This window comes from Pantoea sp. CTOTU49201, assembly GCF_032054795.1.
GTDB classification, from domain to species: Bacteria; Pseudomonadota; Gammaproteobacteria; order Enterobacterales; family Enterobacteriaceae; genus Pantoea; species Pantoea symbiotica.
The window spans coordinates 1-23,316 of the sequence record NZ_DAMBSA010000018.1 but is presented as its reverse complement, the minus strand read 5'-3'; the positions used below and the strand labels follow the sequence as shown (position 1 = coordinate 23,316).

Annotated in this window: 41 protein-coding genes and 1 pseudogene; 37 read left to right on the top strand and 5 right to left on the bottom strand. The window is 49.9% G+C overall.

Annotated elements, in window-relative coordinates:
* Positions 1-228 precede the first annotated feature (228 nt).
* From bfd to RTY00_RS02545, 33 genes are all read left to right on the top strand, one after another.
* Positions 229-423 carry a bacterioferritin-associated ferredoxin gene (bfd, locus tag RTY00_RS02705; RefSeq protein WP_008104746.1) on the top strand — a complete coding sequence of 65 codons (195 nt, stop codon included), beginning with the start codon at positions 229-231 and terminating at the stop codon, positions 421-423.
* 104 nt (positions 424-527) lie between these two features.
* The gene (gene bfr / locus RTY00_RS02700; RefSeq protein ID WP_312663301.1) at positions 528-1,010 is read left to right on the top strand and encodes a bacterioferritin; all 483 of its coding nucleotides are present in this window, start codon (positions 528-530) and stop codon (positions 1,008-1,010) included.
* A gap of 322 nt (positions 1,011-1,332) precedes the next feature.
* Positions 1,333-1,644: a 30S ribosomal protein S10 gene (rpsJ, locus tag RTY00_RS02695; protein WP_006120582.1), complete on the top strand. Its 312-nt coding sequence runs from the start codon at positions 1,333-1,335 to the stop codon at positions 1,642-1,644.
* Positions 1,645-1,676: 32 nt separating this feature from the next.
* On the top strand, positions 1,677-2,303 hold the full coding sequence (gene rplC / locus RTY00_RS02690) for a 50S ribosomal protein L3 (RefSeq protein ID WP_008104741.1): 627 nt from the start codon (positions 1,677-1,679) through the stop codon (positions 2,301-2,303).
* A gap of 10 nt (positions 2,304-2,313) precedes the next feature.
* Positions 2,314-2,919 carry a 50S ribosomal protein L4 gene (gene rplD, locus RTY00_RS02685; protein WP_007891650.1) on the top strand — a complete coding sequence of 202 codons (606 nt, stop codon included), beginning with the start codon at positions 2,314-2,316 and terminating at the stop codon, positions 2,917-2,919.
* Positions 2,916-3,218: a 50S ribosomal protein L23 gene (gene rplW, locus RTY00_RS02680; RefSeq protein WP_007891652.1), complete on the top strand. Its 303-nt coding sequence runs from the start codon at positions 2,916-2,918 to the stop codon at positions 3,216-3,218. The genes rplD and rplW overlap by 4 nt, the downstream gene beginning before the upstream one ends.
* A gap of 17 nt (positions 3,219-3,235) precedes the next feature.
* Positions 3,236-4,057 (top strand): 50S ribosomal protein L2, encoded by an 822-nt coding sequence (gene rplB, locus RTY00_RS02675; protein ID WP_007891654.1) that lies wholly within the window; start codon positions 3,236-3,238, stop codon positions 4,055-4,057.
* A 16-nt stretch (positions 4,058-4,073) separates the two neighbouring features.
* Positions 4,074-4,352, top strand: coding sequence for a 30S ribosomal protein S19 (rpsS, locus tag RTY00_RS02670; RefSeq protein ID WP_001138115.1), 279 nt, complete (start codon positions 4,074-4,076; stop codon positions 4,350-4,352).
* Between the two features lie 13 nt (positions 4,353-4,365).
* Positions 4,366-4,698, top strand: a complete 333-nt coding sequence (rplV, locus tag RTY00_RS02665; RefSeq protein ID WP_007891659.1) for a 50S ribosomal protein L22 — start codon at positions 4,366-4,368, stop codon at positions 4,696-4,698.
* A gap of 17 nt (positions 4,699-4,715) precedes the next feature.
* Positions 4,716-5,414 carry a 30S ribosomal protein S3 gene (gene rpsC, locus RTY00_RS02660; protein WP_007891660.1) on the top strand — a complete coding sequence of 233 codons (699 nt, stop codon included), beginning with the start codon at positions 4,716-4,718 and terminating at the stop codon, positions 5,412-5,414.
* 12 nt (positions 5,415-5,426) lie between these two features.
* On the top strand, positions 5,427-5,837 hold the full coding sequence (gene rplP, locus RTY00_RS02655) for a 50S ribosomal protein L16 (protein ID WP_002438716.1): 411 nt from the start codon (positions 5,427-5,429) through the stop codon (positions 5,835-5,837).
* Entirely contained in the window at positions 5,837-6,025 is a 189-nt protein-coding gene (rpmC, locus tag RTY00_RS02650; protein WP_007891662.1) for a 50S ribosomal protein L29, read from the top strand. Before rplP ends, rpmC begins: the two co-directional genes overlap by 1 nt.
* Entirely contained in the window at positions 6,025-6,279 is a 255-nt protein-coding gene (gene rpsQ, locus RTY00_RS02645) for a 30S ribosomal protein S17 (RefSeq protein WP_008104738.1), read from the top strand. Before rpmC ends, rpsQ begins: the two co-directional genes overlap by 1 nt.
* Positions 6,280-6,448: 169 nt before the next feature.
* Positions 6,449-6,820, top strand: coding sequence for a 50S ribosomal protein L14 (rplN, locus tag RTY00_RS02640; RefSeq protein WP_006120590.1), 372 nt, complete (start codon positions 6,449-6,451; stop codon positions 6,818-6,820).
* Between the two features lie 10 nt (positions 6,821-6,830).
* Complete coding sequence (rplX, locus tag RTY00_RS02635; RefSeq protein ID WP_007891664.1) at positions 6,831-7,145, top strand: 50S ribosomal protein L24; 315 nt, start codon at positions 6,831-6,833, stop codon at positions 7,143-7,145.
* 14 nt (positions 7,146-7,159) lie between these two features.
* Positions 7,160-7,699, top strand: coding sequence for a 50S ribosomal protein L5 (gene rplE, locus RTY00_RS02630; RefSeq protein ID WP_007891665.1), 540 nt, complete (start codon positions 7,160-7,162; stop codon positions 7,697-7,699).
* Between the two features lie 14 nt (positions 7,700-7,713).
* Entirely contained in the window at positions 7,714-8,019 is a 306-nt protein-coding gene (gene rpsN, locus RTY00_RS02625; RefSeq protein ID WP_007891666.1) for a 30S ribosomal protein S14, read from the top strand.
* A gap of 32 nt (positions 8,020-8,051) precedes the next feature.
* Positions 8,052-8,444, top strand: coding sequence for a 30S ribosomal protein S8 (gene rpsH / locus RTY00_RS02620; RefSeq protein ID WP_007891668.1), 393 nt, complete (start codon positions 8,052-8,054; stop codon positions 8,442-8,444).
* Positions 8,445-8,457: 13 nt separating this feature from the next.
* Positions 8,458-8,991: a 50S ribosomal protein L6 gene (gene rplF, locus RTY00_RS02615; RefSeq protein WP_008104735.1), complete on the top strand. Its 534-nt coding sequence runs from the start codon at positions 8,458-8,460 to the stop codon at positions 8,989-8,991.
* A gap of 9 nt (positions 8,992-9,000) precedes the next feature.
* Entirely contained in the window at positions 9,001-9,354 is a 354-nt protein-coding gene (rplR, locus tag RTY00_RS02610) for a 50S ribosomal protein L18 (RefSeq protein WP_008104733.1), read from the top strand.
* Positions 9,355-9,368: 14 nt separating this feature from the next.
* Positions 9,369-9,869, top strand: a complete 501-nt coding sequence (gene rpsE / locus RTY00_RS02605) for a 30S ribosomal protein S5 (RefSeq protein ID WP_007891679.1) — start codon at positions 9,369-9,371, stop codon at positions 9,867-9,869.
* A gap of 5 nt (positions 9,870-9,874) precedes the next feature.
* Entirely contained in the window at positions 9,875-10,054 is a 180-nt protein-coding gene (gene rpmD / locus RTY00_RS02600; RefSeq protein WP_007891681.1) for a 50S ribosomal protein L30, read from the top strand.
* 3 nt (positions 10,055-10,057) lie between these two features.
* A complete protein-coding gene (rplO, locus tag RTY00_RS02595) occupies positions 10,058-10,492 on the top strand; it encodes a 50S ribosomal protein L15 (RefSeq protein ID WP_007891684.1) in 435 nt (144 codons plus the stop codon).
* A gap of 7 nt (positions 10,493-10,499) precedes the next feature.
* Positions 10,500-11,831, top strand: coding sequence for a preprotein translocase subunit SecY (secY, locus tag RTY00_RS02590; RefSeq protein ID WP_007891686.1), 1,332 nt, complete (start codon positions 10,500-10,502; stop codon positions 11,829-11,831).
* A gap of 32 nt (positions 11,832-11,863) precedes the next feature.
* A complete protein-coding gene (gene rpmJ, locus RTY00_RS02585; RefSeq protein WP_004160566.1) occupies positions 11,864-11,980 on the top strand; it encodes a 50S ribosomal protein L36 in 117 nt (38 codons plus the stop codon).
* Positions 11,981-12,126: 146 nt separating this feature from the next.
* Entirely contained in the window at positions 12,127-12,483 is a 357-nt protein-coding gene (rpsM, locus tag RTY00_RS02580) for a 30S ribosomal protein S13 (protein WP_034830736.1), read from the top strand.
* 16 nt (positions 12,484-12,499) lie between these two features.
* Positions 12,500-12,889 carry a 30S ribosomal protein S11 gene (gene rpsK / locus RTY00_RS02575; protein ID WP_004160563.1) on the top strand — a complete coding sequence of 130 codons (390 nt, stop codon included), beginning with the start codon at positions 12,500-12,502 and terminating at the stop codon, positions 12,887-12,889.
* 32 nt (positions 12,890-12,921) lie between these two features.
* Entirely contained in the window at positions 12,922-13,542 is a 621-nt protein-coding gene (gene rpsD, locus RTY00_RS02570; protein ID WP_007891687.1) for a 30S ribosomal protein S4, read from the top strand.
* Between the two features lie 25 nt (positions 13,543-13,567).
* Positions 13,568-14,557 (top strand): DNA-directed RNA polymerase subunit alpha, encoded by a 990-nt coding sequence (locus RTY00_RS02565; RefSeq protein WP_007891688.1) that lies wholly within the window; start codon positions 13,568-13,570, stop codon positions 14,555-14,557.
* A gap of 40 nt (positions 14,558-14,597) precedes the next feature.
* Positions 14,598-14,984 carry a 50S ribosomal protein L17 gene (gene rplQ / locus RTY00_RS02560; RefSeq protein WP_008104728.1) on the top strand — a complete coding sequence of 129 codons (387 nt, stop codon included), beginning with the start codon at positions 14,598-14,600 and terminating at the stop codon, positions 14,982-14,984.
* A gap of 113 nt (positions 14,985-15,097) precedes the next feature.
* Complete coding sequence (locus RTY00_RS02555) at positions 15,098-15,469, top strand: DUF1992 domain-containing protein (RefSeq protein ID WP_312663300.1); 372 nt, start codon at positions 15,098-15,100, stop codon at positions 15,467-15,469.
* A gap of 1 nt (position 15,470) precedes the next feature.
* Complete coding sequence (gene zntR / locus RTY00_RS02550; RefSeq protein WP_312663299.1) at positions 15,471-15,908, top strand: Zn(2+)-responsive transcriptional regulator; 438 nt, start codon at positions 15,471-15,473, stop codon at positions 15,906-15,908.
* 50 nt (positions 15,909-15,958) lie between these two features.
* A complete protein-coding gene (locus RTY00_RS02545; RefSeq protein ID WP_312663298.1) occupies positions 15,959-16,210 on the top strand; it encodes a ribosome alternative rescue factor ArfA in 252 nt (83 codons plus the stop codon).
* On the opposite strand, the gene mscL is transcribed toward RTY00_RS02545, so the two are convergent.
* The 5 genes from mscL to def all read right to left on the bottom strand — a co-directional run bounded on the left by mscL (position 16,195) and on the right by def (position 20,937).
* Positions 16,195-16,608: a large-conductance mechanosensitive channel protein MscL gene (gene mscL, locus RTY00_RS02540; RefSeq protein ID WP_007891693.1), complete on the bottom strand. Its 414-nt coding sequence runs from the start codon at positions 16,606-16,608 to the stop codon at positions 16,195-16,197. The two genes, RTY00_RS02545 and mscL, sit on opposite strands and share 16 nt — an antisense overlap.
* Positions 16,609-16,718: 110 nt before the next feature.
* Positions 16,719-18,095 (bottom strand): Trk system potassium transporter TrkA, encoded by a 1,377-nt coding sequence (trkA, locus tag RTY00_RS02535; protein ID WP_007891694.1) that lies wholly within the window; start codon positions 18,093-18,095, stop codon positions 16,719-16,721.
* 31 nt (positions 18,096-18,126) lie between these two features.
* The gene (gene rsmB, locus RTY00_RS02530) at positions 18,127-19,413 is read right to left on the bottom strand and encodes a 16S rRNA (cytosine(967)-C(5))-methyltransferase RsmB (RefSeq protein ID WP_312663297.1); all 1,287 of its coding nucleotides are present in this window, start codon (positions 19,411-19,413) and stop codon (positions 18,127-18,129) included.
* 45 nt (positions 19,414-19,458) lie between these two features.
* The gene (fmt, locus tag RTY00_RS02525; protein WP_312663296.1) at positions 19,459-20,403 is read right to left on the bottom strand and encodes a methionyl-tRNA formyltransferase; all 945 of its coding nucleotides are present in this window, start codon (positions 20,401-20,403) and stop codon (positions 19,459-19,461) included.
* Between the two features lie 21 nt (positions 20,404-20,424).
* Positions 20,425-20,937: a peptide deformylase gene (def, locus tag RTY00_RS02520; protein WP_008104717.1), complete on the bottom strand. Its 513-nt coding sequence runs from the start codon at positions 20,935-20,937 to the stop codon at positions 20,425-20,427.
* A 115-nt stretch (positions 20,938-21,052) separates the two neighbouring features.
* Between def and dprA the strand changes: the two genes are divergently transcribed.
* The 4 genes and pseudogenes from dprA to RTY00_RS02500 all read left to right on the top strand — a co-directional run.
* Positions 21,053-22,177 (top strand): DNA-protecting protein DprA, encoded by a 1,125-nt coding sequence (gene dprA, locus RTY00_RS02515; protein ID WP_312663295.1) that lies wholly within the window; start codon positions 21,053-21,055, stop codon positions 22,175-22,177.
* On the top strand, positions 22,149-22,622 hold the full coding sequence (gene smg, locus RTY00_RS02510) for a DUF494 family protein Smg (RefSeq protein ID WP_007891699.1): 474 nt from the start codon (positions 22,149-22,151) through the stop codon (positions 22,620-22,622). The genes dprA and smg overlap by 29 nt, the downstream gene beginning before the upstream one ends.
* A gap of 27 nt (positions 22,623-22,649) precedes the next feature.
* Entirely contained in the window at positions 22,650-23,204 is a 555-nt protein-coding gene (locus tag RTY00_RS02505) for a type I DNA topoisomerase (RefSeq protein ID WP_008104712.1), read from the top strand.
* Positions 23,201-23,316, top strand: a pseudogene (locus RTY00_RS02500) (L-threonylcarbamoyladenylate synthase type 1 TsaC); the annotation flags it as partial. The gene RTY00_RS02505 and the pseudogene RTY00_RS02500, both read left to right, overlap by 4 nt.

The following is a 23,316-nucleotide window of genomic DNA, read 5'->3' as shown; positions in this document are numbered from 1 at the left end:
AAGGCGGCCGTACTGTTGGTGCGGGTGTTGTTGCTGAAATTATCGCTTAATTGCGTTAAGGTTGATGGCTGTTTCGGCAGTCATCGCAGCATGAAAAAGAGCACTTCGGTGCTCTTTTTTTATGTCTGAATTTTGCCGTTTTGATTAATCCCACATAAAAGCTGCGTTTGAAATAAAAACCATTCTCATTTACAATTTGATCATAAATTGTACGGGAGTCCGCTGTAAATGTACGTCTGCTTGTGTAATGCCGTGAGTGATAAAACTCTGCGAGAAGTGGTTCGCCGCTATCAACCCAAATCGATTCAACAATTGCGCCAGTTGGTGCCCATTGGCAAGCAATGTGGGAAGTGCGTGCGCTTTGCACGAGAAATTATGGAAGATGAACTGCAAAACGTGCCGCTCTACAAAGAGATAGCCTGATAGCTTAATCCTGCACTCCTCAATACCCACAATAACTGTCGCGTTTTTTTGACTTCCTTTCATCCGCATCTACGCTCTATTTAGTTGGAAGCGGAGGAAGCAAAATGAAGGGCGACGGTAAAATCATAAATCATCTCAACAAATTGCTGGGGAATGAACTGGTTGCGATTAATCAGTACTTCCTTCATGCGCGTATGTTCAAAAATTGGGGTCTGACCCGGCTCAATGACGTTGAGTATCATGAGTCGATCGATGAAATGAAGCACGCGGACAAGTACATCGAACGCATTCTTTTTCTCGAAGGGATTCCTAACCTGCAAGATCTCGGTCGATTACGCATCGGTGAAGATGTGCCGGAAATGTTGCAGTCTGATCTGGCATTAGAACTGGAAGGCGCAAAGGATTTACGCGAAGCGATAGCCTATGCTGACAAGGTTCATGATTACGTCAGCAGAGACATGATGATTGAAATTCTGACGGAAGAAGAGGGCCACATAGACTGGCTGGAAAGTGAACTCGATTTGGTGAACAAACTCGGCCTGCAAAATTATCTTCAGTCCCAATTAAAAGATCAGAACGAACACTAGTCTTATGCCCAACCAGCAATGTCATGCAAGCCCGCGCCAGTCAAAAACGATTGCTGCGGGTTTTTTTGGGGCTAAAGCCAGATAGATGTGGTTAAAAACACAACACGGGTTGCTTCCTAAACAGATTTACGTATAATGCGCGGGCCTGCCGATATTGGTGCGGCGCGATTCGAGCAGAATCGCAGGGGATAGCTGTCTATGTATCGCCTAACAATACTCCCAATTGGGGAGTTATATGCTGAACGATTACACTCCTCCATCAATCGTAATGGATGTGGGTAGTAATTCTTTTCGTTTATAAAATGTTTGGAGCCTTGGTCTCATGTCGAACCAAAGAATCCGTATCCGTCTTAAAGCGTTTGATCATCGCCTGATCGATCAATCAACCGCGGAAATCGTTGAGACTGCCAAGCGCACTGGTGCGCAGGTACGTGGTCCGATCCCGCTGCCAACCCGCAAAGAGCGTTTTACCGTTCTGATCTCTCCGCACGTTAACAAAGACGCGCGTGATCAGTACGAAATCCGCACTCACAAGCGTCTGGTAGACATCGTTGAGCCAACTGAAAAAACCGTTGATGCTCTGATGCGTCTGGACCTGGCTGCCGGTGTTGACGTGCAGATCAGCCTGGGTTAATCAGGTCATCGAGCGATTGAGAGGTTGATACAATGATTGGTTTAGTCGGTAAAAAAGTGGGTATGACCCGCATCTTCACTGAAGATGGCGTTTCAATCCCAGTAACCGTTATCGAAGTTGAAGCAAACCGCGTTACTCAGGTCAAAGGCCTGGACAACGATGGTTACCAAGCTATCCAGGTTACCACCGGTGCTAAAAAAGCAAGCCGTGTGAGCAAGCCTGAAGCAGGTCATTTTGCTAAAGCTGGCGTTGACGCTGGCCGTGGTCTGTGGGAATTCCGCACCGAAGGTGAAGATTTCTCTGTTGGCCAGAGCATCAGTGTTGAAATTTTCGCTGACGTTAAAAAAGTAGACGTTACCGGTACCTCTAAAGGTAAAGGTTTCGCAGGTACCGTTAAGCGCTGGAACTTCCGTACCCAGGACGCTACACACGGTAACTCCTTGTCACACCGCGTTCCGGGTTCTATCGGTCAGAACCAGACTCCGGGCAAAGTGTTCAAAGGCAAGAAAATGGCTGGTCAGCTGGGTAATGAGCGCGTAACCGTTCAGAGCCTGGAAGTAGTACGTGTTGACGCTGAGCGCAACCTGCTGCTGGTCAAAGGTGGCGTCCCGGGTGCAACTGGGTGCGATCTGATTGTTAAACCAGCTGTGAAGGCGTAAGGGGATAGCAATGGAATTAGTACTGAAAGACGCGCAGAGCGCGCTGACTGTTTCCGAAACTACCTTCGGTCGTGATTTCAACGAAGCGCTGGTTCACCAGGTTGTTGTTGCTTATGCCGCTGGTGCTCGTCAGGGTACTCGTGCGCAGAAGACTCGTGCTGAAGTTACTGGTTCAGGCAAAAAGCCTTGGCGCCAGAAAGGTACCGGCCGTGCGCGTTCAGGTTCTGTAAAGAGCCCGATCTGGCGTTCAGGTGGCGTGACCTTCGCTGCACGTCCACAGGACCACAGTCAAAAAGTTAACAAAAAGATGTACCGTGGCGCGCTGAAAAGCATTCTGTCCGAGCTGGTACGTCAGGACCGTCTGATCGTTGTCGAGACGTTCTCTGTAGAAGCGCCTAAAACTAAGCTGCTGGTACAGAAACTGAAAGACATGGCGCTGCAAGATGTGCTGATCATCACCGGTGAACTGGATGAGAATCTGTTCCTGGCTGCGCGTAACCTGTACAAGGTTGACGTGCGTGATGCAGCGGGCATCGACCCAGTTAGCCTGATCGCCTTCGACAAAGTCGTTATGACTGCGGAAGCAGTTAAGCAAGTTGAGGAGATGCTGGCATGATCCGTGAAGAACGTCTGCTGAAAGTAGTGCGTGCACCGCACGTATCAGAAAAAGCATCTACTGCGATGGAAAAAACCAATACCATCGTTCTCAAAGTTGCTAAAGACGCGACCAAAGCAGAGATCGTTGCTGCTGTTGAGAAGCTGTTCGAAGTGGAAGTTAAAGACGTAAACACCCTGGTAGTTAAAGGGAAAGTTAAGCGTCACGGACAGCGTATCGGTCGTCGTAGCGACTGGAAAAAAGCTTACGTCACCCTGAAGGAAGGCCAGAATCTGGACTTCGTCGGCGGCGCTGAGTAAGTCGGAGGAGAAAGACAATGGCAGTTGTTAAATGTAAACCGACATCTCCGGGTCGTCGCCACGTAGTTAAAGTGGTGAACCCAGAGCTGCACAAGGGCAAACCATTTGCTCCGCTGGTAGAAAAAAACAGCAAATCCGGTGGTCGTAACAACAATGGTCGTATCACTACCCGTCATATCGGTGGTGGTCACAAGCAGGCTTACCGTATTGTTGACTTCAAACGCAACAAAGATGGTATCCCAGCAGTTGTTGAGCGTCTTGAGTACGATCCGAACCGTTCTGCGAATATCGCACTGGTTCTGTACAAAGATGGCGAGCGCCGTTACATTCTGGCCCCTAAAGGCCTGAAAGCCGGCGATCAGATTCAATCTGGCGTTGATGCTGCGATTAAAGCAGGTAACACCCTGCCGATGCGTAACATCCCGGTGGGTTCTACCGTTCATAACGTAGAAATGAAACCAGGCAAAGGCGGTCAGATTGCTCGCTCAGCTGGTACTTACGTGCAGATCGTTGCGCGTGAAGGTTCCTACGTTACCCTGCGTCTGCGTTCAGGCGAAATGCGCAAAGTTGAATCCGAATGTCGTGCAACTCTCGGCGAAGTCGGCAACTCTGAGCACATGCTGCGCGTACTGGGTAAAGCTGGTGCAACCCGTTGGCGTGGTGTTCGTCCTACCGTTCGCGGTACTGCGATGAACCCAGTCGATCACCCGCACGGTGGTGGTGAAGGTCGTAACTTTGGTAAGCACCCGGTAACTCCGTGGGGCGTTCAGACCAAAGGTAAGAAGACCCGTAGCAACAAGCGTACTGATAAATTTATCGTACGTCGCCGTAGCAAATAATTTTAGAGGATAAGCCATGCCACGTTCTCTCAAGAAAGGTCCTTTTATTGACCTGCACTTGCTGAAGAAGGTAGAGAAAGCGGTGGAAAGCGGTGACAAGAAGCCCCTGCGCACTTGGTCCCGTCGTTCAACGATCTTCCCTAACATGATCGGTTTGACCATCGCTGTCCATAATGGTCGTCAGCACGTTCCTGTCTTTGTTTCCGACGAAATGGTCGGCCACAAACTGGGTGAATTTGCACCGACACGTACTTATCGCGGCCATGCTGCAGATAAGAAAGCCAAGAAGAAATAAGTAGGAGGAAGAGATGGAAACTATTGCTCAACATCGCCATGCTCGTTCTTCTGCTCAGAAGGTTCGCCTGGTGGCAGACCTGATTCGCGGTAAGAAAGTGTCGCAGGCTCTGGATATTCTGACCTACACCAACAAGAAAGCTGCTGTGTTGGTTAAGAAAGTCCTGGAATCTGCCATTGCGAACGCCGAACACAACGATGGCGCTGATATCGACGATCTGAAAGTCGCGAAAATCTTCGTAGACGAAGGCCCAAGCATGAAGCGCATTATGCCGCGTGCGAAAGGTCGTGCAGATCGCATCCTGAAGCGCACCAGCCACATTACTGTGGTTGTGTCCGATCGCTGAGACTCTGGAGACTAGCAATGGGTCAGAAAGTACATCCTAATGGTATTCGCCTGGGTATTGTAAAACCATGGAACTCTACCTGGTTTGCGAACACCAAAGAATTCGCTGACAACCTGGACAGCGATTTTAAAGTCCGTCAGTTCCTGACTAAGGAACTGTCTAAAGCGTCTGTATCTCGTATCGTTATCGAGCGTCCGGCTAAGAGCATCCGTGTGACTATTCACACTGCTCGCCCGGGTATCGTTATCGGTAAGAAAGGTGAAGACGTAGAAAAACTGCGTACGGTCGTCGCGAAAATCGCTGGCGTTCCTGCACAGATCAACATCGCCGAAGTCCGTAAGCCGGAACTGGACGCTAAATTGGTTGCTGATAGCATCACTTCACAGCTGGAGCGTCGTGTGATGTTCCGTCGTGCTATGAAGCGTGCTGTACAGAACGCAATGCGTCTGGGCGCGAAGGGTATTAAAGTTGAAGTCAGCGGCCGTTTGGGCGGTGCCGAGATCGCACGTACCGAATGGTACCGTGAAGGTCGCGTACCGTTGCACACACTGCGTGCAGACATTGACTACAACACCTCTGAAGCGCACACCACTTATGGTGTAATCGGCGTTAAGGTATGGATCTTCAAAGGCGAGATCCTGGGTGGTATGGCTGCTGTTGAACAACCGGAACCGGCTGCTCAACCTAAAAAGCAGCAGCGTAAAGGCCGTAAGTAAGGAGAGTCGCTGATGTTACAACCAAAGCGTACGAAATTCCGTAAAGTGCACAAAGGCCGCAACCGTGGTCTGGCGCAAGGTACGGATGTCAGCTTCGGTACTTTCGGTCTGAAAGCTGTTGGCCGTGGTCGTCTGACTGCTCGTCAGATCGAAGCAGCACGTCGTGCTATGACCCGTGCAGTTAAGCGTCAAGGTAAAATTTGGATCCGTGTATTCCCGGACAAACCAATTACCGAGAAGCCGCTGGAAGTGCGTATGGGTAAAGGTAAGGGTAACGTGGAGTATTGGGTTGCCCTCATTCAACCGGGTAAAGTCCTGTATGAAATGGACGGCGTTCCGGAAGAGCTGGCCCGTGAAGCCTTCAAGCTGGCAGCAGCAAAACTGCCTATCAAAACCACCTTTGTTACTAAGACGGTGATGTAATGAAAGCAAATGAGCTGCGTGAAAAAAGCGTTGAAGAGCTGAACACTGAGCTTCTTAACCTGCTGCGTGAGCAGTTTAACCTGCGCATGCAAGCAGCATCCGGCCAACTTCAGCAAACCCATCTGCTGAAAGAAGTTCGTCGTAATGTTGCACGTGTTAAGACTTTACTGACTGAGAAGGCGGCGTAATGACCGATAAAATCCGTACTCTGCAGGGTCGTGTTATTAGTGACAAAATGCAGAAATCTGCAGTTGTTGCTATCGAACGTGTCGTGAAACACCCGATCTACGGTAAATTCATCAAGCGTACGACTAAGCTGCACATCCATGACGAGAACAACGAATGTGGTATTGGTGACGTGGTAGAAATCCGCGAAACCCGTCCACTGTCTAAGACTAAGTCTTGGGCGTTGGTTCGCGTTGTAGAGAAAGCGGTTCTGTAATAGAATCCGCTTCCTCTAAAAAATAAAATGAACGGCTCGTCTGAGCCGTTCATTTTTTCTACCCATGTGCGAGAACCGGTGTTATAATGCCGCGCCCTCAATTATGGGGCTTTTTAACGACCTGAGGTTTGGGTCCCGAAGTAGTAGTTGACATTAGCGGAGCACTAAAATGATCCAAGAACAGACTATGCTGAACGTCGCCGACAACTCCGGTGCACGTCGCGTAATGTGTATCAAGGTTCTGGGTGGCTCGCACCGTCGCTACGCAGGCGTCGGCGATATCATCAAAGTGACCATCAAGGAAGCAATTCCTCGTGGCAAGGTGAAAAAAGGTGATGTCCTGAAAGCGGTAGTGGTGCGCACCAGGAAGGGTGTTCGTCGCCCGGACGGTTCTGTCATTCGCTTCGATGGTAATGCATGCGTTATTTTAAACAATAACAGCGAGCAACCTATCGGTACGCGTATTTTTGGGCCGGTAACTCGTGAACTTCGTACTGAAAAGTTCATGAAAATTATCTCTCTGGCACCAGAAGTACTCTAAGGAGCGAGCAATGGCAGCGAAAATCCGTCGTAACGACGAAGTTATTGTGCTTACCGGCAAAGACAAAGGTAAACGCGGTAAAGTAAAGAACGTCCTGACTTCTGGTAAAGTCATCGTTGAAGGTATCAACCTGGTTAAGAAACATCAGAAGCCGGTTCCGGCCCTGAACCAACCAGGTGGCATCGTTGAGAAAGAAGCTGCTATTCAAGCTTCCAACGTTGCACTCTTCAATGCGGCAACCGGCAAGGCTGACCGTGTAGGCTTTAGATTCGAAGACGGCAAAAAAGTCCGTTTCTTCAAGTCTAATAGCGAAACTATCAAGTAATTTGGAGTAGTACGATGGCGAAACTGCATGATTACTACAAAGACGAAGTAGTCCAGAAACTCATGACAGAGTTCGGCTACAATTCTGTCATGCAAGTCCCTCGGGTCGAGAAGATCACCCTGAACATGGGTGTTGGTGAAGCGATCGCTGACAAGAAACTGCTGGATAACGCAGCAGCTGACCTGGCAGCAATCTCCGGTCAAAAACCGCTGATCACCAAAGCACGCAAATCAGTTGCAGGCTTCAAAATCCGTCAGGGCTATCCGATCGGCTGTAAAGTAACTCTGCGCGGTGAGCGTATGTGGGAGTTCTTTGAGCGTCTGATCACTATTGCTGTACCACGTATTCGTGACTTCCGCGGTTTATCTGCGAAGTCGTTCGACGGTCGTGGTAACTACAGCATGGGCGTTCGTGAGCAGATCATCTTCCCAGAAATCGATTATGACAAAGTCGATCGCGTTCGTGGTTTGGATATTACCATTACCACTACTGCGAAATCTGATGATGAAGGCCGTGCTCTGCTGGCTGCCTTTGAATTCCCATTCCGCAAGTAAGGTAGGGTTACTTAATGGCTAAGCAATCGATGAAAGCACGCGAAGTTAAGCGTGTGAAATTAGCAGACAAGTTCTTCGCCAAGCGCGTAGAACTGAAAGCGATCATTTCTGATGTGAACGCATCCGACGAAGATCGTTGGGATGCCGTTCTCAAGCTGCAGAGTCTGCCGCGTGATTCCAGCCCTTCCCGTCAGCGTAACCGCTGCCGTCAGACAGGTCGTCCGCACGGTTTCTTGCGGAAGTTTGGGTTGAGCCGTATTAAGGTCCGTGAAGCCGCAATGCGCGGTGAAATCCCGGGTCTTAAAAAGGCTAGCTGGTAATTGTCACCATTTGAATCACGGGAGTAACACAGATGAGCATGCAAGATCCGATCGCGGATATGCTGACCCGTATCCGTAACGGTCAGGCCGCGAACAAAGTTGCGGTCTCTATGCCTTCCTCCAAGCTGAAAGTGGCAATTGCCAACGTGCTGAAGGAAGAAGGCTATATTGAAGATTTTAAAATCGAAGGCGATATCAAGTCTGAGCTGGAAGTTACTTTAAAGTATTTCCAGGGTAAGGCTGTGGTAGAGAGCATTCAGCGTGTTAGTCGTCCAGGTCTGCGCATCTATAAGAAAAAAGATGAGCTGCCAAAAGTAATGGCTGGTCTGGGCATCGCTGTAATCTCTACCTCTAAAGGTGTCATGACTGATCGTGCAGCGCGCCAAGCTGGTCTTGGTGGCGAAATTATCTGCTACGTAGCGTAATCGGAGGAATAAAATGTCTCGTGTTGCAAAAGCACCTGTCGTTGTTCCTGCGGGCGTAGAGGTAAAACTCAGCGGTCAGGAAGTTTCGATCAAAGGCAAAAACGGCGAGCTGACTCGTACTATCAACAGTGCTGTAGAAGTTAAGCATGCAGACAACGCCCTGACTTTCGCTCCACGCGAAGGTTATGCGGATGGTTGGGCACAAGCAGGTACTGCTCGTGCGCTGCTGAACGGCATGGTTATCGGTGTTACCGAAGGCTTCACCAAGAAGCTGCAACTGGTTGGTGTTGGTTATCGTGCAGCTGTTAAAGGCAACTCTGTGAGCTTGGCCCTGGGCTTCTCTCACCCTGTTGACCATGCACTGCCGGCCGGCATCACTGCTGAATGTCCAACTCAGACTGAGATCGTGCTGAAAGGCGCTGATAAACAGCTGATTGGTCAGGTTGCAGCTGATCTGCGCGCCTACCGTCGTCCTGAGCCTTACAAAGGCAAGGGTGTTCGTTACGCCGACGAAGTCGTGCGTACCAAAGAGGCTAAGAAGAAGTAAGGTAACACTATGGATAAGAAATCTGCTCGTATCCGTCGTGCGACCCGTGCACGTCGCAAGCTCAAAGAGCTGGGTGCTACTCGCCTGGTGGTACATCGTACCCCGCGTCATATCTACGCACAGGTGATCGCCCCGAACGGTTCCGAAGTTCTGGTTGCTGCTTCTACTGTAGAAAAAGCTATTGCCGAACAACTGAAGTATACCGGTAACAAAGACGCCGCTGCAGCTGTAGGTAAAGCTCTGGCTGAGCGCGCTGTTGAGAAAGGCATTACTAATGTCTCTTTCGACCGTTCCGGGTTCCAATATCATGGTCGTGTCCAGGCACTGGCAGATGCTGCCCGTGAAGCTGGCCTTCAGTTCTAAGGTAGAGGTCTAAGATGTCAAACATCGAGAAACAAGCTGGCGAACTGCAGGAAAAACTGATCGCGGTAAACCGTGTATCTAAAACTGTAAAAGGTGGTCGTATTTTCTCCTTCACCGCACTGACTGTAGTGGGTGATGGTAACGGCCGCGTTGGTTTTGGTTACGGTAAAGCGCGTGAAGTTCCAGCAGCGATCCAGAAAGCGATGGAGAAAGCCCGTCGCAATATGATTAACGTCGCGCTGACTCACGGCACCCTGCAGCACCCTGTTAAAGGTGCTCACACAGGTTCTCGTGTGTTCATGCAGCCAGCTTCTGAAGGTACCGGTATCATCGCCGGCGGTGCAATGCGCGCTGTTTTAGAAGTTGCTGGAGTACATAACGTTCTGGCTAAAGCGTATGGTTCTACCAACCCGATTAACGTGGTTCGTGCAACTATCGATGGCCTGGGCAATATGAATTCTCCGGAAATGGTCGCTGCCAAGCGTGGTAAATCCGTTGAAGAAATTCTGGGGTAATCACGATGGCTAAGACAATTAAAATTACACAAACCCGCAGTTCAATCGGCCGCCTGCCTAAGCACAAAGCGACTCTGGTTGGCTTGGGTCTGCGTCGCATCAATCACACCGTTGAGCGTGAAGATACGCCTGCTGTACGCGGTATGATTAACGCGATTTCCTACATGCTGAAAGTGGAGGAGTAAGAGATGCGTTTAAACACTCTGTCTCCGGCCGAAGGGTCTAAACACGCTTCTAAGCGTCTGGGTCGTGGTATCGGTTCTGGCCTCGGTAAAACTGGTGGTCGTGGTCACAAAGGTCAGAACTCTCGTTCTGGCGGTGGCGTACGTCGCGGTTTCGAGGGTGGTCAGATGCCTCTGTACCGTCGTCTGCCGAAATTCGGTTTCACCTCTCGCAAAGCAATGATCACGACAGAAGTTCGTCTGTCTGATCTGGCGAAAGTTGAAGGCGGTATTGTTGACCTGAATACGCTGAAAGCGGCCAATATTATCGGTGTTCAGATTGAATTCGCGAAAGTGATTCTTTCTGGTGAAGTTTCTGCACCGGTAACGGTTCGCGGTCTGCGTGTCACCAAAGGTGCTCGTGCTGCAATCGAAGCTGCTGGCGGTAAAATCGAGGAATAAGTAGCAGATGGCAAAGCAACCGGGATTAGATTTTCAAAGTGCCAAAGGTGGCTTTGGTGAACTGAAGCGCAGACTGTTGTTTGTAATCGGTGCACTCATTGTCTTCCGAATTGGCTCTTTTATTCCAATCCCCGGTATCGATGCCACTGTACTTGCCAAACTGCTTGAGCAACAGCGTGGCACCATCATTGAAATGTTTAACATGTTCTCTGGTGGTGCTCTCAGTCGTGCCTCAATCTTCGCACTGGGTATTATGCCGTATATTTCGGCCTCTATTATTATCCAGCTGCTGACGGTGGTTCATCCAGCGTTAGCTGAGATTAAGAAAGAGGGTGAAGCTGGTCGTCGTAAGATTAGCCAGTACACTCGCTACGGCACACTGGTTCTGGCTGTATTCCAGTCGATCGGTATTGCTACCGGTTTACCGAATATGCCTGGAATGCAAGGACTGGTAATGAATCCAGGCTTTGCATTCTACTTTACCGCTGTTGTAAGTCTGGTTACCGGGACAATGTTCCTGATGTGGCTGGGCGAACAGATTACTGAGCGAGGTATCGGTAACGGTATCTCGATCATTATCTTCGCAGGTATTGTTGCGGGCCTCCCGCCGGCCATTGGCCATACCATCGAGCAAGCGCGGCAAGGTGACCTGCACTTCCTTCTGTTGCTGTTGGTTGCAGTTCTAGTATTTGCAGTGACGTTCTTTGTTATTTTCGTTGAGCGTGGCCAGCGCCGCATTGTGGTCAACTACGCTAAACGTCAGCAAGGTCGTCGTGTATATGCTGCACAGAGCACACATTTACCGTTGAAAGTGAATATGGCGGGCGTAATCCCAGCTATTTTTGCTTCCAGCATTATTCTGTTCCCGGCGACCATAGCATCATGGTTCGGGGGCGGTACCGGTTGGAACTGGCTGACAACAATTTCGCTGTATTTGCAACCAGGACAGCCGCTTTATGTGCTACTCTATGCGACTGCAATCATCTTCTTCTGTTTCTTCTACACGGCGTTGGTCTTCAACCCACGTGAAACAGCAGATAACCTGAAGAAGTCTGGTGCATTCGTACCGGGAATTCGTCCGGGAGAGCAAACGGCGAAGTACATCGATAAAGTAATGACACGTCTGACCTTAATCGGCGCACTGTATATTACCTTTATCTGCCTGATCCCGGAGTTCATGCGTGATGCTATGAAAGTTCCATTCTACTTTGGCGGCACATCGCTGCTCATTGTAGTGGTCGTCATCATGGACTTTATGGCTCAAGTGCAAACTCTGATGATGTCAAGTCAGTACGAGTCTGCATTGAAGAAAGCTAACCTGAAAGGCTACGGCCGTTAATTCGGGTGCTTGAGAAGTTACGGAGAGTAAAAATGAAAGTTCGTGCTTCCGTCAAGAAATTATGTCGTAACTGCAAAATCATTCGCCGCGACGGTGTCGTACGTGTGATCTGCAGCGCCGAGCCAAAGCATAAACAGCGCCAAGGCTGATATTGTCACATATTTTTCTTGCAAAGTCGGGTTGAGCTGGCTAGATTAGCCAGCCAATCTTTTGTATGTCGATGCGTTACCATTTGAGTATCCTGAAAACGGGCTTTTCAGCATGGGACGCATTTGTTTAATTATAGGAGTGCATAGTGGCCCGTATAGCAGGCATTAACATTCCTGATCAAAAACATACCGTTATCGCATTAACTTCGATTTTCGGTATCGGTAAAACTCGTTCTAAAGCCATCTGCGCTTCAACGGGTATTGCTGAAAATGTTAAGATCAGAGAGCTGTCTGAAGAACAAATTGAACAGCTGCGTGAAGCAGTTGGTAAATTCGTTGTTGAAGGTGATCTGCGCCGTGAAATCACCCTGAGCATCAAGCGTCTGATGGACCTTGGTTGCTATCGTGGTTTACGCCATCGTCGTGGTCTGCCAGTTCGCGGTCAGCGTACTAAGACCAATGCACGTACCCGTAAGGGTCCGCGTAAACCGATCAAGAAATAATCGGGGTGAGTAAATAATGGCAAAGGCACCAGTTCGTGCACGTAAGCGTGTAAGAAAACAAGTCTCAGATGGCGTGGCTCATGTCCATGCATCTTTTAACAACACCATCGTTACCATTACTGATCGTCAGGGTAACGCACTGGGTTGGGCAACCGCCGGTGGTTCCGGTTTCCGCGGTTCACGTAAATCTACTCCGTTTGCTGCTCAGGTAGCTGCAGAGCGCTGTGCAGAAGCAGTGAAAGATTACGGTATTAAGAATCTGGAAGTTATGGTTAAGGGTCCGGGTCCGGGTCGCGAATCAACAATTCGTGCTCTGAACGCTGCTGGTTTCCGCATCACTAATATTACTGATGTGACTCCAATCCCTCACAACGGTTGTCGTCCGCCGAAAAAACGTCGCGTTTAATCGCCCGTTTTTAGGTTAGTTGGAGAAAGAAAATGGCAAGATATTTGGGTCCTAAGCTCAAGCTGAGCCGTCGTGAGGGTACCGACTTATTCCTTAAGTCTGGCGTTCGCGCGATCGATACCAAGTGCAAAATTGAACAACCACCTGGTCAGCATGGTGCGCGTAAACCGCGTCTGTCTGACTACGGCGGCCAGTTGCGTGAAAAGCAGAAAGTTCGTCGTATGTACGGCGTGCTGGAGCGTCAGTTCCGCAACTACTATAAAGAAGCAGCACGTCTGAAAGGCAACACAGGTGAAAACCTGCTGGCCCTGCTGGAAGGTCGTCTGGATAACGTTGTTTACCGTATGGGCTTTGGCGCCACTCGTGCAGAAGCACGTCAGCTGGTTAGCCATAAATCTATCCTGGTGAACGGTCGCGTTGTTAACATCGCTTCTTATCAGGTATCTCCGAATGATGTCGTAAGCATCCGTGAGAAAGCCAAACAGCAATCTCGCGTGAAGGCCGCTCTGGAGCTGGCTGAGCAGCGTGAAAAGCCAACCTGGCTGGAAGTTGATGCTACTAAGATGGAAGGTGTGTTCAAGCGTATTCCTGAACGTACTGATCTGTCTGCGGACATTAACGAACACCTGATCGTCGAGCTTTACTCTAAGTAAAGCTTAGTACCAAAGAGAGGACACAATGCAGGGTTCTGTGACAGAGTTTCTAAAACCGCGCCTGGTAGATATCGAGCAAGTGAGTTCGACGCACGCCAAGGTGACCCTTGAGCCGTTAGAGCGTGGCTTTGGCCATACTCTTGGTAACGCACTGCGCCGTATTCTGCTTTCTTCCATGCCGGGTTGCGCGGTGACCGAGGTTGAGATTGATGGTGTGCTTCATGAGTACTCCACCAAAGAGGGCGTACAGGAAGATATCCTGGAAATCCTGCTTAACCTGAAAGGGTTGGCGGTAAGAGTTCAAGGTAAAGATGAAGTAATCCTTACCCTGAATAAATCTGGCATTGGCCCTGTGACTGCAGCCGACATCACCCACGACGGTGATGTTGAAATCGTCAAGCCGCAGCATGTTATCTGCCACCTGACCGATGAAAACGCATCTATTAGCATGCGTATCAAAGTTCAGCGTGGTCGTGGTTATGTGCCGGCTTCTGCCCGAATTCATTCGGAAGAAGATGAGCGCCCAATCGGCCGTCTGTTGGTTGACGCTTGCTACAGCCCTGTAGACCGTATCGCCTACAATGTTGAAGCAGCGCGTGTAGAACAGCGTACCGACCTGGACAAGCTGGTCATCGAAATGGAAACCAACGGCACAATCGATCCTGAAGAGGCGATTCGTCGTGCGGCAACCATCCTGGCAGAACAACTGGAAGCTTTCGTTGACTTACGTGATGTACGTCAGCCAGAAGTGAAAGAAGAGAAACCAGAATTCGATCCGATCCTGCTGCGCCCTGTTGACGATCTGGAATTGACTGTCCGCTCTGCTAACTGCCTTAAGGCAGAAGCTATCCACTACATCGGTGATCTGGTACAGCGTACCGAGGTTGAGCTGCTTAAAACGCCTAACCTGGGTAAAAAATCTCTTACTGAGATTAAAGATGTGCTTGCTTCACGTGGTTTGTCTCTGGGCATGCGCCTGGAAAACTGGCCACCAGCAAGCATTGCTGATGAATAATCAGATCACAGGTTAAGGTTTCACTGAGAAGGATAAGGTCATGCGCCATCGTAAGAGTGGTCGTCAACTGAACCGCAACAGCAGCCATCGTCAGGCTATGTTCCGCAACATGGCTGGTTCTCTGGTTCGTCATGAGATCATCAAAACGACTCTGCCGAAAGCCAAAGAACTGCGTCGCGTAGTTGAGCCGCTGATTACTCTTGCCAAGACCGACAGCGTAGCTAATCGTCGTCTGGCATTCGCCCGCACTCGTGATAACGAGATCGTGGCAAAACTGTTTAACGAGCTGGGCCCGCGTTTCGCGAGCCGTGCCGGTGGTTACACTCGTATTCTGAAGTGTGGCTTCCGTGCTGGTGACAACGCTCCGATGGCTTACATCGAGCTGGTTGATCGTCCAGAAGCTCAAGCAGAAGCTACTGCAGAGTAATTTGCAGTATCGTAGAAAACCCGCTTCGGCGGGTTTTTTATTGTCCGTAATTCCTTCCCATTTACTCCCCTTTCGCTATGCTGATGGCAGATACACCTGTCAGGAACGCACTTATGTGGCTAATTGATCAACTTGTTGAGCAGCACATCCGTGAAGCTCAGGAAAAAGGTGAACTGAGTAATCTGCCCGGCGAAGGCGCGCCTTTACAGTTAGATGATGACAGTGGAGTGCCGATTGAACTACGCACAGCATATCGTCTATTGAAAAACTCTGGTCACTTACCGCCGGAACTTGAAATGCGTCGTGAAGCGTTAGCGTTAAATGATCTACTACGCGAACTGGATCCTGACGATGGCAAGGCACGTGAATTATCGAAACGCTTAGCGCTGCTAGAAATAAAACTCCAGCAAGCCGGAATCAGTACCGACTTCTTGCAAGGCGATTATGGCGACGTCATGCATCATCATTTGCAGCGGGAGAAATAACATGTACCGAATTGGCCAGCTGGCAAAAATGGCGGATGTTACGCCAGACACCATCCGCTTTTATGAAAAACAGCAGATGATGAATCATGAGGTACGTACTGAGGGCGGCTTTCGCCTTTATAGTGAAGATGATCTACAGCGGCTGCGTTTCATTCGCTATGGTCGCCAACTTGGCTTCAGCTTAGAATCAATTCGTGGTTTATTGTCGATCCGCATCGATCCTGAACATCACACTTGCCAGGAATCCAAAGCTATTGTGGCGAAGCGTTTGGATGAAGTGAACAGCATGATCGCTGAATTGCAGACGATCCAGCGTTCATTGCATCGTTTGGCTGACACCTGCTGCGGCGACGTGCATAGCAGCGCCTGCTGTTCAATTTTGGAAGCCCTTGAAAAAGGTGAAGAGCCACAGCCTGAAATTTGTTGTAGCAAGGGTTGAATTTTACGCTGGAAGGAATATAGTTGCGCCGTTAATAACCGGAGGACGAGATGACTCGCTATCAGCACCAAAAAGGTAAAATCAACGACAATGCACTTGAAGCATTATTACATGATCCACTGTTTCGTCAGCGCGTTGAGAAGAATCAGAAAGGAAAAGGCAGCTATCAACGTAAAAACAAACACGCAAAAGGAAGTAACTGGGAGGCCAGTGATAAGCAGAAAAGTTTATCACTGGCCTTCTTCTTTACAGACAAAAAAGCCGCCTTATTTGGGCGGCTTTTTCATCATAATTTATCGTGATTTTGTTGTTTTAACAGGTCACGGATTTCAGTAAGCAGTAACTCTTCATTTGTTGGCTTAGGTGCCGCTTTCTCAACTTCTTTTTTCTGATACAGCTTGTTCATTACTTTAATTGCCAGGAAAATTGCGAAGGCAACAATAACGAAATCGAACACGGTCTGAATAAAGTTACCGTACTCCATTACTACAGCAGGAATATCACCTTCTGCCGGCTTTAATATCCATTTGAACTGTTTGAAATCGACGCCACCAATCAGCAAGCCGAGTGGAGGCATGATGATATTGGCGACCAGTGAAGAAACAATCTTACCAAAAGCGGCACCAATGATGACACCGACCGCCAGATCAACCACGTTCCCACGCATTGCAAAATCACGAAACTCTTTGAATAAACTCATTGTTATCTCCTTGCCTTGGCCAATGGCTAAAGTCTAACAAACCTTTGTGCAATTGCCATTAGAACAATGGATTAAGCAAAATTTTCACGGCGGGCTTTCGCCCGCAGCTTTTATAGGAAGAATGGACTTGGCTGGAACAGACGCTCAACATCGGGCACAAACTTCTTATCCGTCAGGAACATAATTACGTGATCGCCCTGTTCAACACGCACGTTATCATTGGCGATGATCACTTCATCACCGCGCACCACAGCACCGATAATGGTTCCCGGCGGCAGCTTAATATCTTCTATAAGGCGTCCAACCACGCGAGAAGTTGTTTCATCGCCATGTGCGATAGCTTCGATGGCTTCTGCAATACCGCGACGTAATGAAGAAACGCCGACGATATCTGCTTTACGTACGTGGCTAAGCAGCGCCGAGATGGTGGCTTGTTGCGGCGAGATCGCAATGTCGATCACGCTGCCTTGAACAAGATCAACATAGGCGCGGCGCTGGATCAGCACCATCACTTTTTTAGCGCCCATTTTCTTGGCCAGCATGGCTGACATTATATTGGCTTCATCATCGTTAGTGACCGCAATGAAGAGATCCACCTGATCGACATGCTCTTCGGCCAGTAATTCCTGATCCGAAGCATCGCCGTAAAACACGATGGTATCGTGCAAACGCTCCGCTAGTTCTGCCGCGCGCTGTTGATTACGTTCAATCAACTTCACGCTGTACTGTTTTTCGAGGCGCTGCGCCAATCCAAAGCCGATATTTCCGCCGCCAACCAACATGATGCGCTTATACGGTTTTTCCAGACGCTGCATTTCGCTCATTACTGCGCGAATATGCTGGCTCGCGGCAATGAAGAACACTTCATCGCCAGCTTCCACAATCGTAGAACCCTGCGGCCTGATTGGGCGATCCTGACGAAAAATCGCCGCGACTCGCGTATCAATATGCGGCATATGTTCCCGCATGATCGACAAAGGATTTCCGACCAGCGGGCCGCCATAATAGGCTTTTACCACCGCGAGGCTAACTTTGCCTTCGGCAAAATTCACCACCTGAAGTGCGCCAGGATACTGAATCAAACGGTAGATATTGTCGATCACCAACTGTTCAGGAGAGATCAGATGATCAATTGGGACGGCTTCCGGTACAAATAACTTCTCAGCATCACGTAAGTATTCAGCTGCACGAATACGCGCGATACGATTGGGTGTATTGAAAAGCGAATACGCAATCTGACAAGCCACCATGTTGGTCTCATCGGAGTTGGTTACTGCCACCAACATATCCGCATCTTCAGCACCGGCTTCACGCAAAATACGCGGATGGGATCCGTGACCATGCACTACGCGCAGATCAAATTTGTCCTGCAACACGCGTAAACGCGTCGCATCGCTGTCGACGACGGTAATATCGTTATTTTCCCCGACCAAATTTTCTGCCAGGGTTCCGCCGACCTGGCCGGCGCCGAGGATAATGATTTTCATGGCTTAGATGCTCTTGTCAGCGTGCGCAGCACTATTTTTTCATCAGCTTAGCGTAGAAGAAGCCGTCGCCGCCATCGATGGTCGGGAAAACCTGCCAGCCATTAGCCTGGCCCTGTGGTAACGTTTCGGCCACGGCGTCGCTGTGCGCTGCCAAAAAGGCGCTGATTTGATTGTGATTCTCTTCCGGCAATATTGAGCAGGTGGCATAAATCATCGTGCCGCCAGATTTCAGACGCGGCCAAACGGCCTCAAGAATTTCACGCTGCAGATTCGCCAGCTCAGGAATATCACGATCGCGACGCAGCCACTTGATGTCTGGATGACGGCGAATTACGCCTGTGGCAGAGCAGGGCGCATCGAGCAGGATGCGATCAAACTGCATATCACCGCACCATTCTGCCGGTGTGCGGCCATCGCCCTGACGTACTTCAGCTTGCATGCCTAAGCGCTGCAAGTTCTCATGCACGCGGAGCAGGCGTTGCGGGTCAACATCGACCGCTAATACTTTGGCCTGCGGCGCGATTTCGAGGATATGTGTAGTCTTACCACCCGGAGCAGCACAGAGATCGAGAATAGATTCCCCGTCTTTTGGCTCAAGCAGCAGTGCGCAACGTTGTGCTGAAAGATCCTGCACCGTTACCCAACCTTGATCGAAACCCGGCAGCTGGCTAACTGGAGTCGGTGATTCCAGACGCAATGCATCTTGTGCATCGCCAGTAAAAGCCACTTTCTCTTCTGCCTGCAATAGCGCCAACCAGGCATCACGATTGTGATGCTGGCGATTGACGCGCAGCCACATCGGCGGTCGCTGATTATTGGCTTCAACAATCTGTTGCCACTGTTCTGGCCATGCAGCTTGCAGACGTTTCAGCAACCAGCTTGGGTGCCAGTAACGTTGCGAACCCTGATCGACTTCGGCTAACAGCGCTTCTTGCTGGCGCAGGAACTGGCGTAACACGCCGTTTAACAGGCCTTTCAAAGCCGTACGCTTCAGCACTTCAGCACCTGCTACGGTTTCTGCCAGTGCAGCATGGGCCGGTACGCGGGTATAAAGCAGCTGATAGAGGCCAACCATCAATAGGTAATGCAATACTCGCTGCTTACCGGTTAAGGTGCGCTCCATCAGTTTGCCGATTAAGGCTTCCAGCTGCGGCAGCGTGCGCATCACGCCAAAACATAGCTCTTGCAGCAGCGCGCTATCTTTATCGGATAAGGTCTTTTGCGCGCCCGGCAAAATGGCACTTAGCGATTCGCCTTTGTCCACAACGCGTTCAATGAGTTGCGCGGCCAGGCTGCGCAAGTTGGTAGCTTTTTTCATGTTATTTCATCAAACAAAAAGCCCGGTCAAACCGGGCTTGGAAGATCAGGCCAGAACGGTTCCAGGTACGAACCATTCGCGGCGCGAATTGAGCAGGTCCTGAGCGGACATGGCTTTTTTACCGGCAGGTTGCAGCGATACCAGATTCAGCACACCATCGGCCGTTGCAATCTGAATGCCTTGTTTATCAGCATGAACGATTTCACCGGGTTGTTTGTTCTGATGCGGCAAAACCGTTGCCTGCCACACTTTTACCGGTTGTTCTTCAATCATGAAATAGCTCATTGGCCATGGATTGAAGGCACGAATACAACGTTCCAACTGCGCTGCTGAAAGTGACCAATCGAGTCGTGCTTCTTCTTTACTCAGCTTCTCGGCATAAGAGACCAGCGCTTCATCCTGAACTTCTGGCTTAGCATTACCACTTGCCAGAAGATCCAGCGTTAACAGCATGCCTTGTGGACCGAGTTGCGCCAGCTTCTCATACAGCGAAGCGCTGGTATCTTCAGCCGTAATTGGGCAGGAGAGTTTATGCAGCATGTCGCCGGTATCAAGGCCAACATCCATCTGCATGATGGTGACACCGGTTTCGCTATCGCCGGCCCAGAGAGAACGTTGGATAGGCGCTGCACCACGCCAGCGTGGCAGCAGCGAACCATGCACATTAATACAACCCAGGCGTGGCATCACCAGCACGGCTTTCGGCAGGATCAATCCATAAGCGACCACCACCATGATATCGGCCTGCAGATCGGCAACCAGATGCTGATTCTCTTCAGGCTTCAGGGATTTTGGCTGAAATACGGGAATATCGTGCGCCTGTGCCAGGACTTTGACTGGGCTTGGCGTAAGCTTGTTTCCGCGTCCGGCTGGACGATCGGGCTGGGTAAAGACGCCAACAACCTGATGCTCAGAAGCAAGCAGCGCGTCTAAATGACGCGCTGCAAAGTCAGGTGTACCGGCAAAGATAATTTTGAGCGGTGCAGACACAGTTTAACCTTCTATTAGCACTTAATCTTCGCGTGCGTTAAGGCGGGCCAATTTTTCCAGCTTCTGTTTGATACGCTGACGTTTCAGTGGCGACAGATAATCAATGAAAAGTTTGCCATCGAGATGATCGATTTCATGCTGGATACAAATCGCCAGCAGACCGTCGGTTTCCAGCTCAAAGCTTTTACCGTCGCGATCCTGCGCACGCACTTTTACCCACTCTGCACGCGGCACAAAAGCACGTTGTTCAGGGATGGAAAGGCAGCCTTCTTCAATACCGGTTTCACCGCTTTTTTCCAGCAGTTCCGGATTAATCAGCACCAAACGCTCGTCACGGTTTTCTGAAACATCAATAACAATGATGCGCTGATGAATATCGACCTGAGTCGCCGCTAAACCAATACCTTCTTCGGCGTACATGGTTTCAAACATGTCGTCGACAATACGCTGAACGTCTGCGTTTACGGTTGCCACCGGCGCAGCGATTTTGCGAAGGCGATCATCAGGGAAATGTAATACCTGCAAAACTGACATAAATATCCAGATCTGTATGCGTTAAAGAAAAGATTACTGCCTCATATTGTAGACTTTTTGATGCCTGATTGACAGCATTGCACCGCATGATAGCGCGGCTGACAGGGAGTGCAGCATGGAGAGAATTGAATGGATGCTCAGGCTGGCAAATGTGAAAGGCTTAAGCGGTCAGGTTGCCAGACAGTTAGCTGAGGCATTGCAGAATAATGCTCAGGTTGATGACGATCTTTTACAGGATCAGGGATTAAACGAAACCCAGCGACAACAGTTTAAAGTGCTGTGTCCACGTCAGTTAGAACGAACGCGTCTGTGGCTTGAGGATGAACAGCATCATTTAGTTTCCTGTATCGATGAACATTATCCCTCGGCGTTAGCTGAAATCAGTCGACGCCCCTCATTGTTGTATGTCGCTGGAAGTTTGGATGCCTTGCAGACACCCCAGCTCGGTGTCGTGGGTAGCCGTCATTGCACGCATTATGGTAAGCAATGGGGAAGCTGGTTTACCCAGCAATTGGCGCTGAGTGGATTGACCATCACCAGCGGCCTGGCGCGTGGAATTGATGGCGTGGCGCATCGTGCCGCGCTAGAAGCGCAGGGTAAAACTGTGGCGGTGTTAGGTAGCGGACTACAGCATATTTACCCTAAAAGTCATCAAGCGCTGGCACGCGAGATCATCACCGGCGGTGGCGCACTGATCTCGGAATTCCCCCTTGATACGGCACCGCATGCGGTGAATTTTCCCCGACGTAATCGCATCATCAGTGGTTTAAGCCTTGGCGTATTGGTGATTGAGGCCACTTTGAAAAGCGGATCGCTGGTGACGGCACGCTACGCTTTGGAACAAAATCGTAACGTTTATGCGTTACCCGGCGCGCTAGGCAATCCCGGCAGTGAAGGAACGCACTGGCTTATCCAGCAAGGTGCGCTGCTGGTGGCGCATCCCAACAATATCCTTGAAGATTTACATTCAACACTGCAATGGTTGCCTGATAGCAGTTCAGAAACAATATATTCACAACACAGTGACGATGTGCCATTGCCATTTGCAACTGTGTTGGCTAACGTAGGTGATGAGGTTACACCTGTTGACGTCGTCGCTGAACGTGCCGGCCAACCTGTGCCAGTTATCTCAGCTCACCTGCTGGAGCTGGAGTTAGCAGGATGGATCGCAGCTGTACCCGGCGGCTATGTCCGATTGAGGAGGGCATGCCATGTTCGACGTACTTATGTACTTGTTTGAGACGTATATCCACAACGAAGCTGAAATGCGCGTTGATCAGGATAAATTGACCGATGATTTAACCGATGCCGGTTTTCATCGTGAAGATATCTACAATGCGTTGAATTGGCTTGAACGGTTAGCGGATTATCAGGAAGGCTTGGTTGCGCCTGTACTCATGGCAAACGATCCGCTCTCAATGCGAATCTATACCGAAGAGGAAAACCAGCGCTTAGATGCAGAATGTCGCGGTTTTATTTTGTTCCTGGAACAGGTCCAGGTGCTGAATATGGAAACGCGCGAAATGGTCATCGAACGTGTAATGGCCCTTGATACCCTCGAATTCGATCTTGAAGATCTCAAATGGGTGGTGTTGATGGTGCTGTTTAACATCCCAGGATGTGAAAACGCCTATCAGCAGATGGAAGAACTGTTATTCGACGTCAATGAAGGTATGCTGCATTAATAATCTGCGATTGATGCAACCGGTAATATGAGTAAATCAGCACTATTCTCCGTGCCTAAACACGATCCCTGCCCCGCTTGCGGGGCAGAATTAGTTATACGTTCTGGCAAACACGGCCCTTTTCTAGGGTGTGTGAACTATCCCACCTGCGATTACATCCGCCCGCTGAAAAGTCAGGGAGATGGTCATGTCGTTAAAGTACTGGAAGGCCATGCGTGCCCTCAGTGTGGCGCAGACAAAGTTCTGCGTCAGGGACGATTTGGCATGTTCGTGGGTTGCAGTCATTATCCGGAATGTGATTACACTGAAACCATCGATAAGCCAGATGAAACAGCTATCGCCTGTCCGCAATGTCAGAACGGTAAACTGGTACAACGGCGCTCGCGCTATGGCAAAACCTTCTACTCCTGCGATCGCTATCCAGATTGTCAGTTTGTCCTTAACGCAGCGCCGGTTGAAGGCGTTTGCCCGCATTGCCAGTTCCCATTATTAATAGAGAAGAAAACCGCACAAGGCATGAAGCGCTTCTGCGCCAGCAAACGCTGCGGTAAGCCTATCGTCCAGGACGAATCATCATCATGAAGCCAAGTCAGTATTCAGCGGGTAGTCTCGATTATTGCATTGAGAAGCTACAGCAACAGGAAGTTATCGCCTATCCAACCGAAGCCGTATTTGGATTGGGCTGCGATCCCGA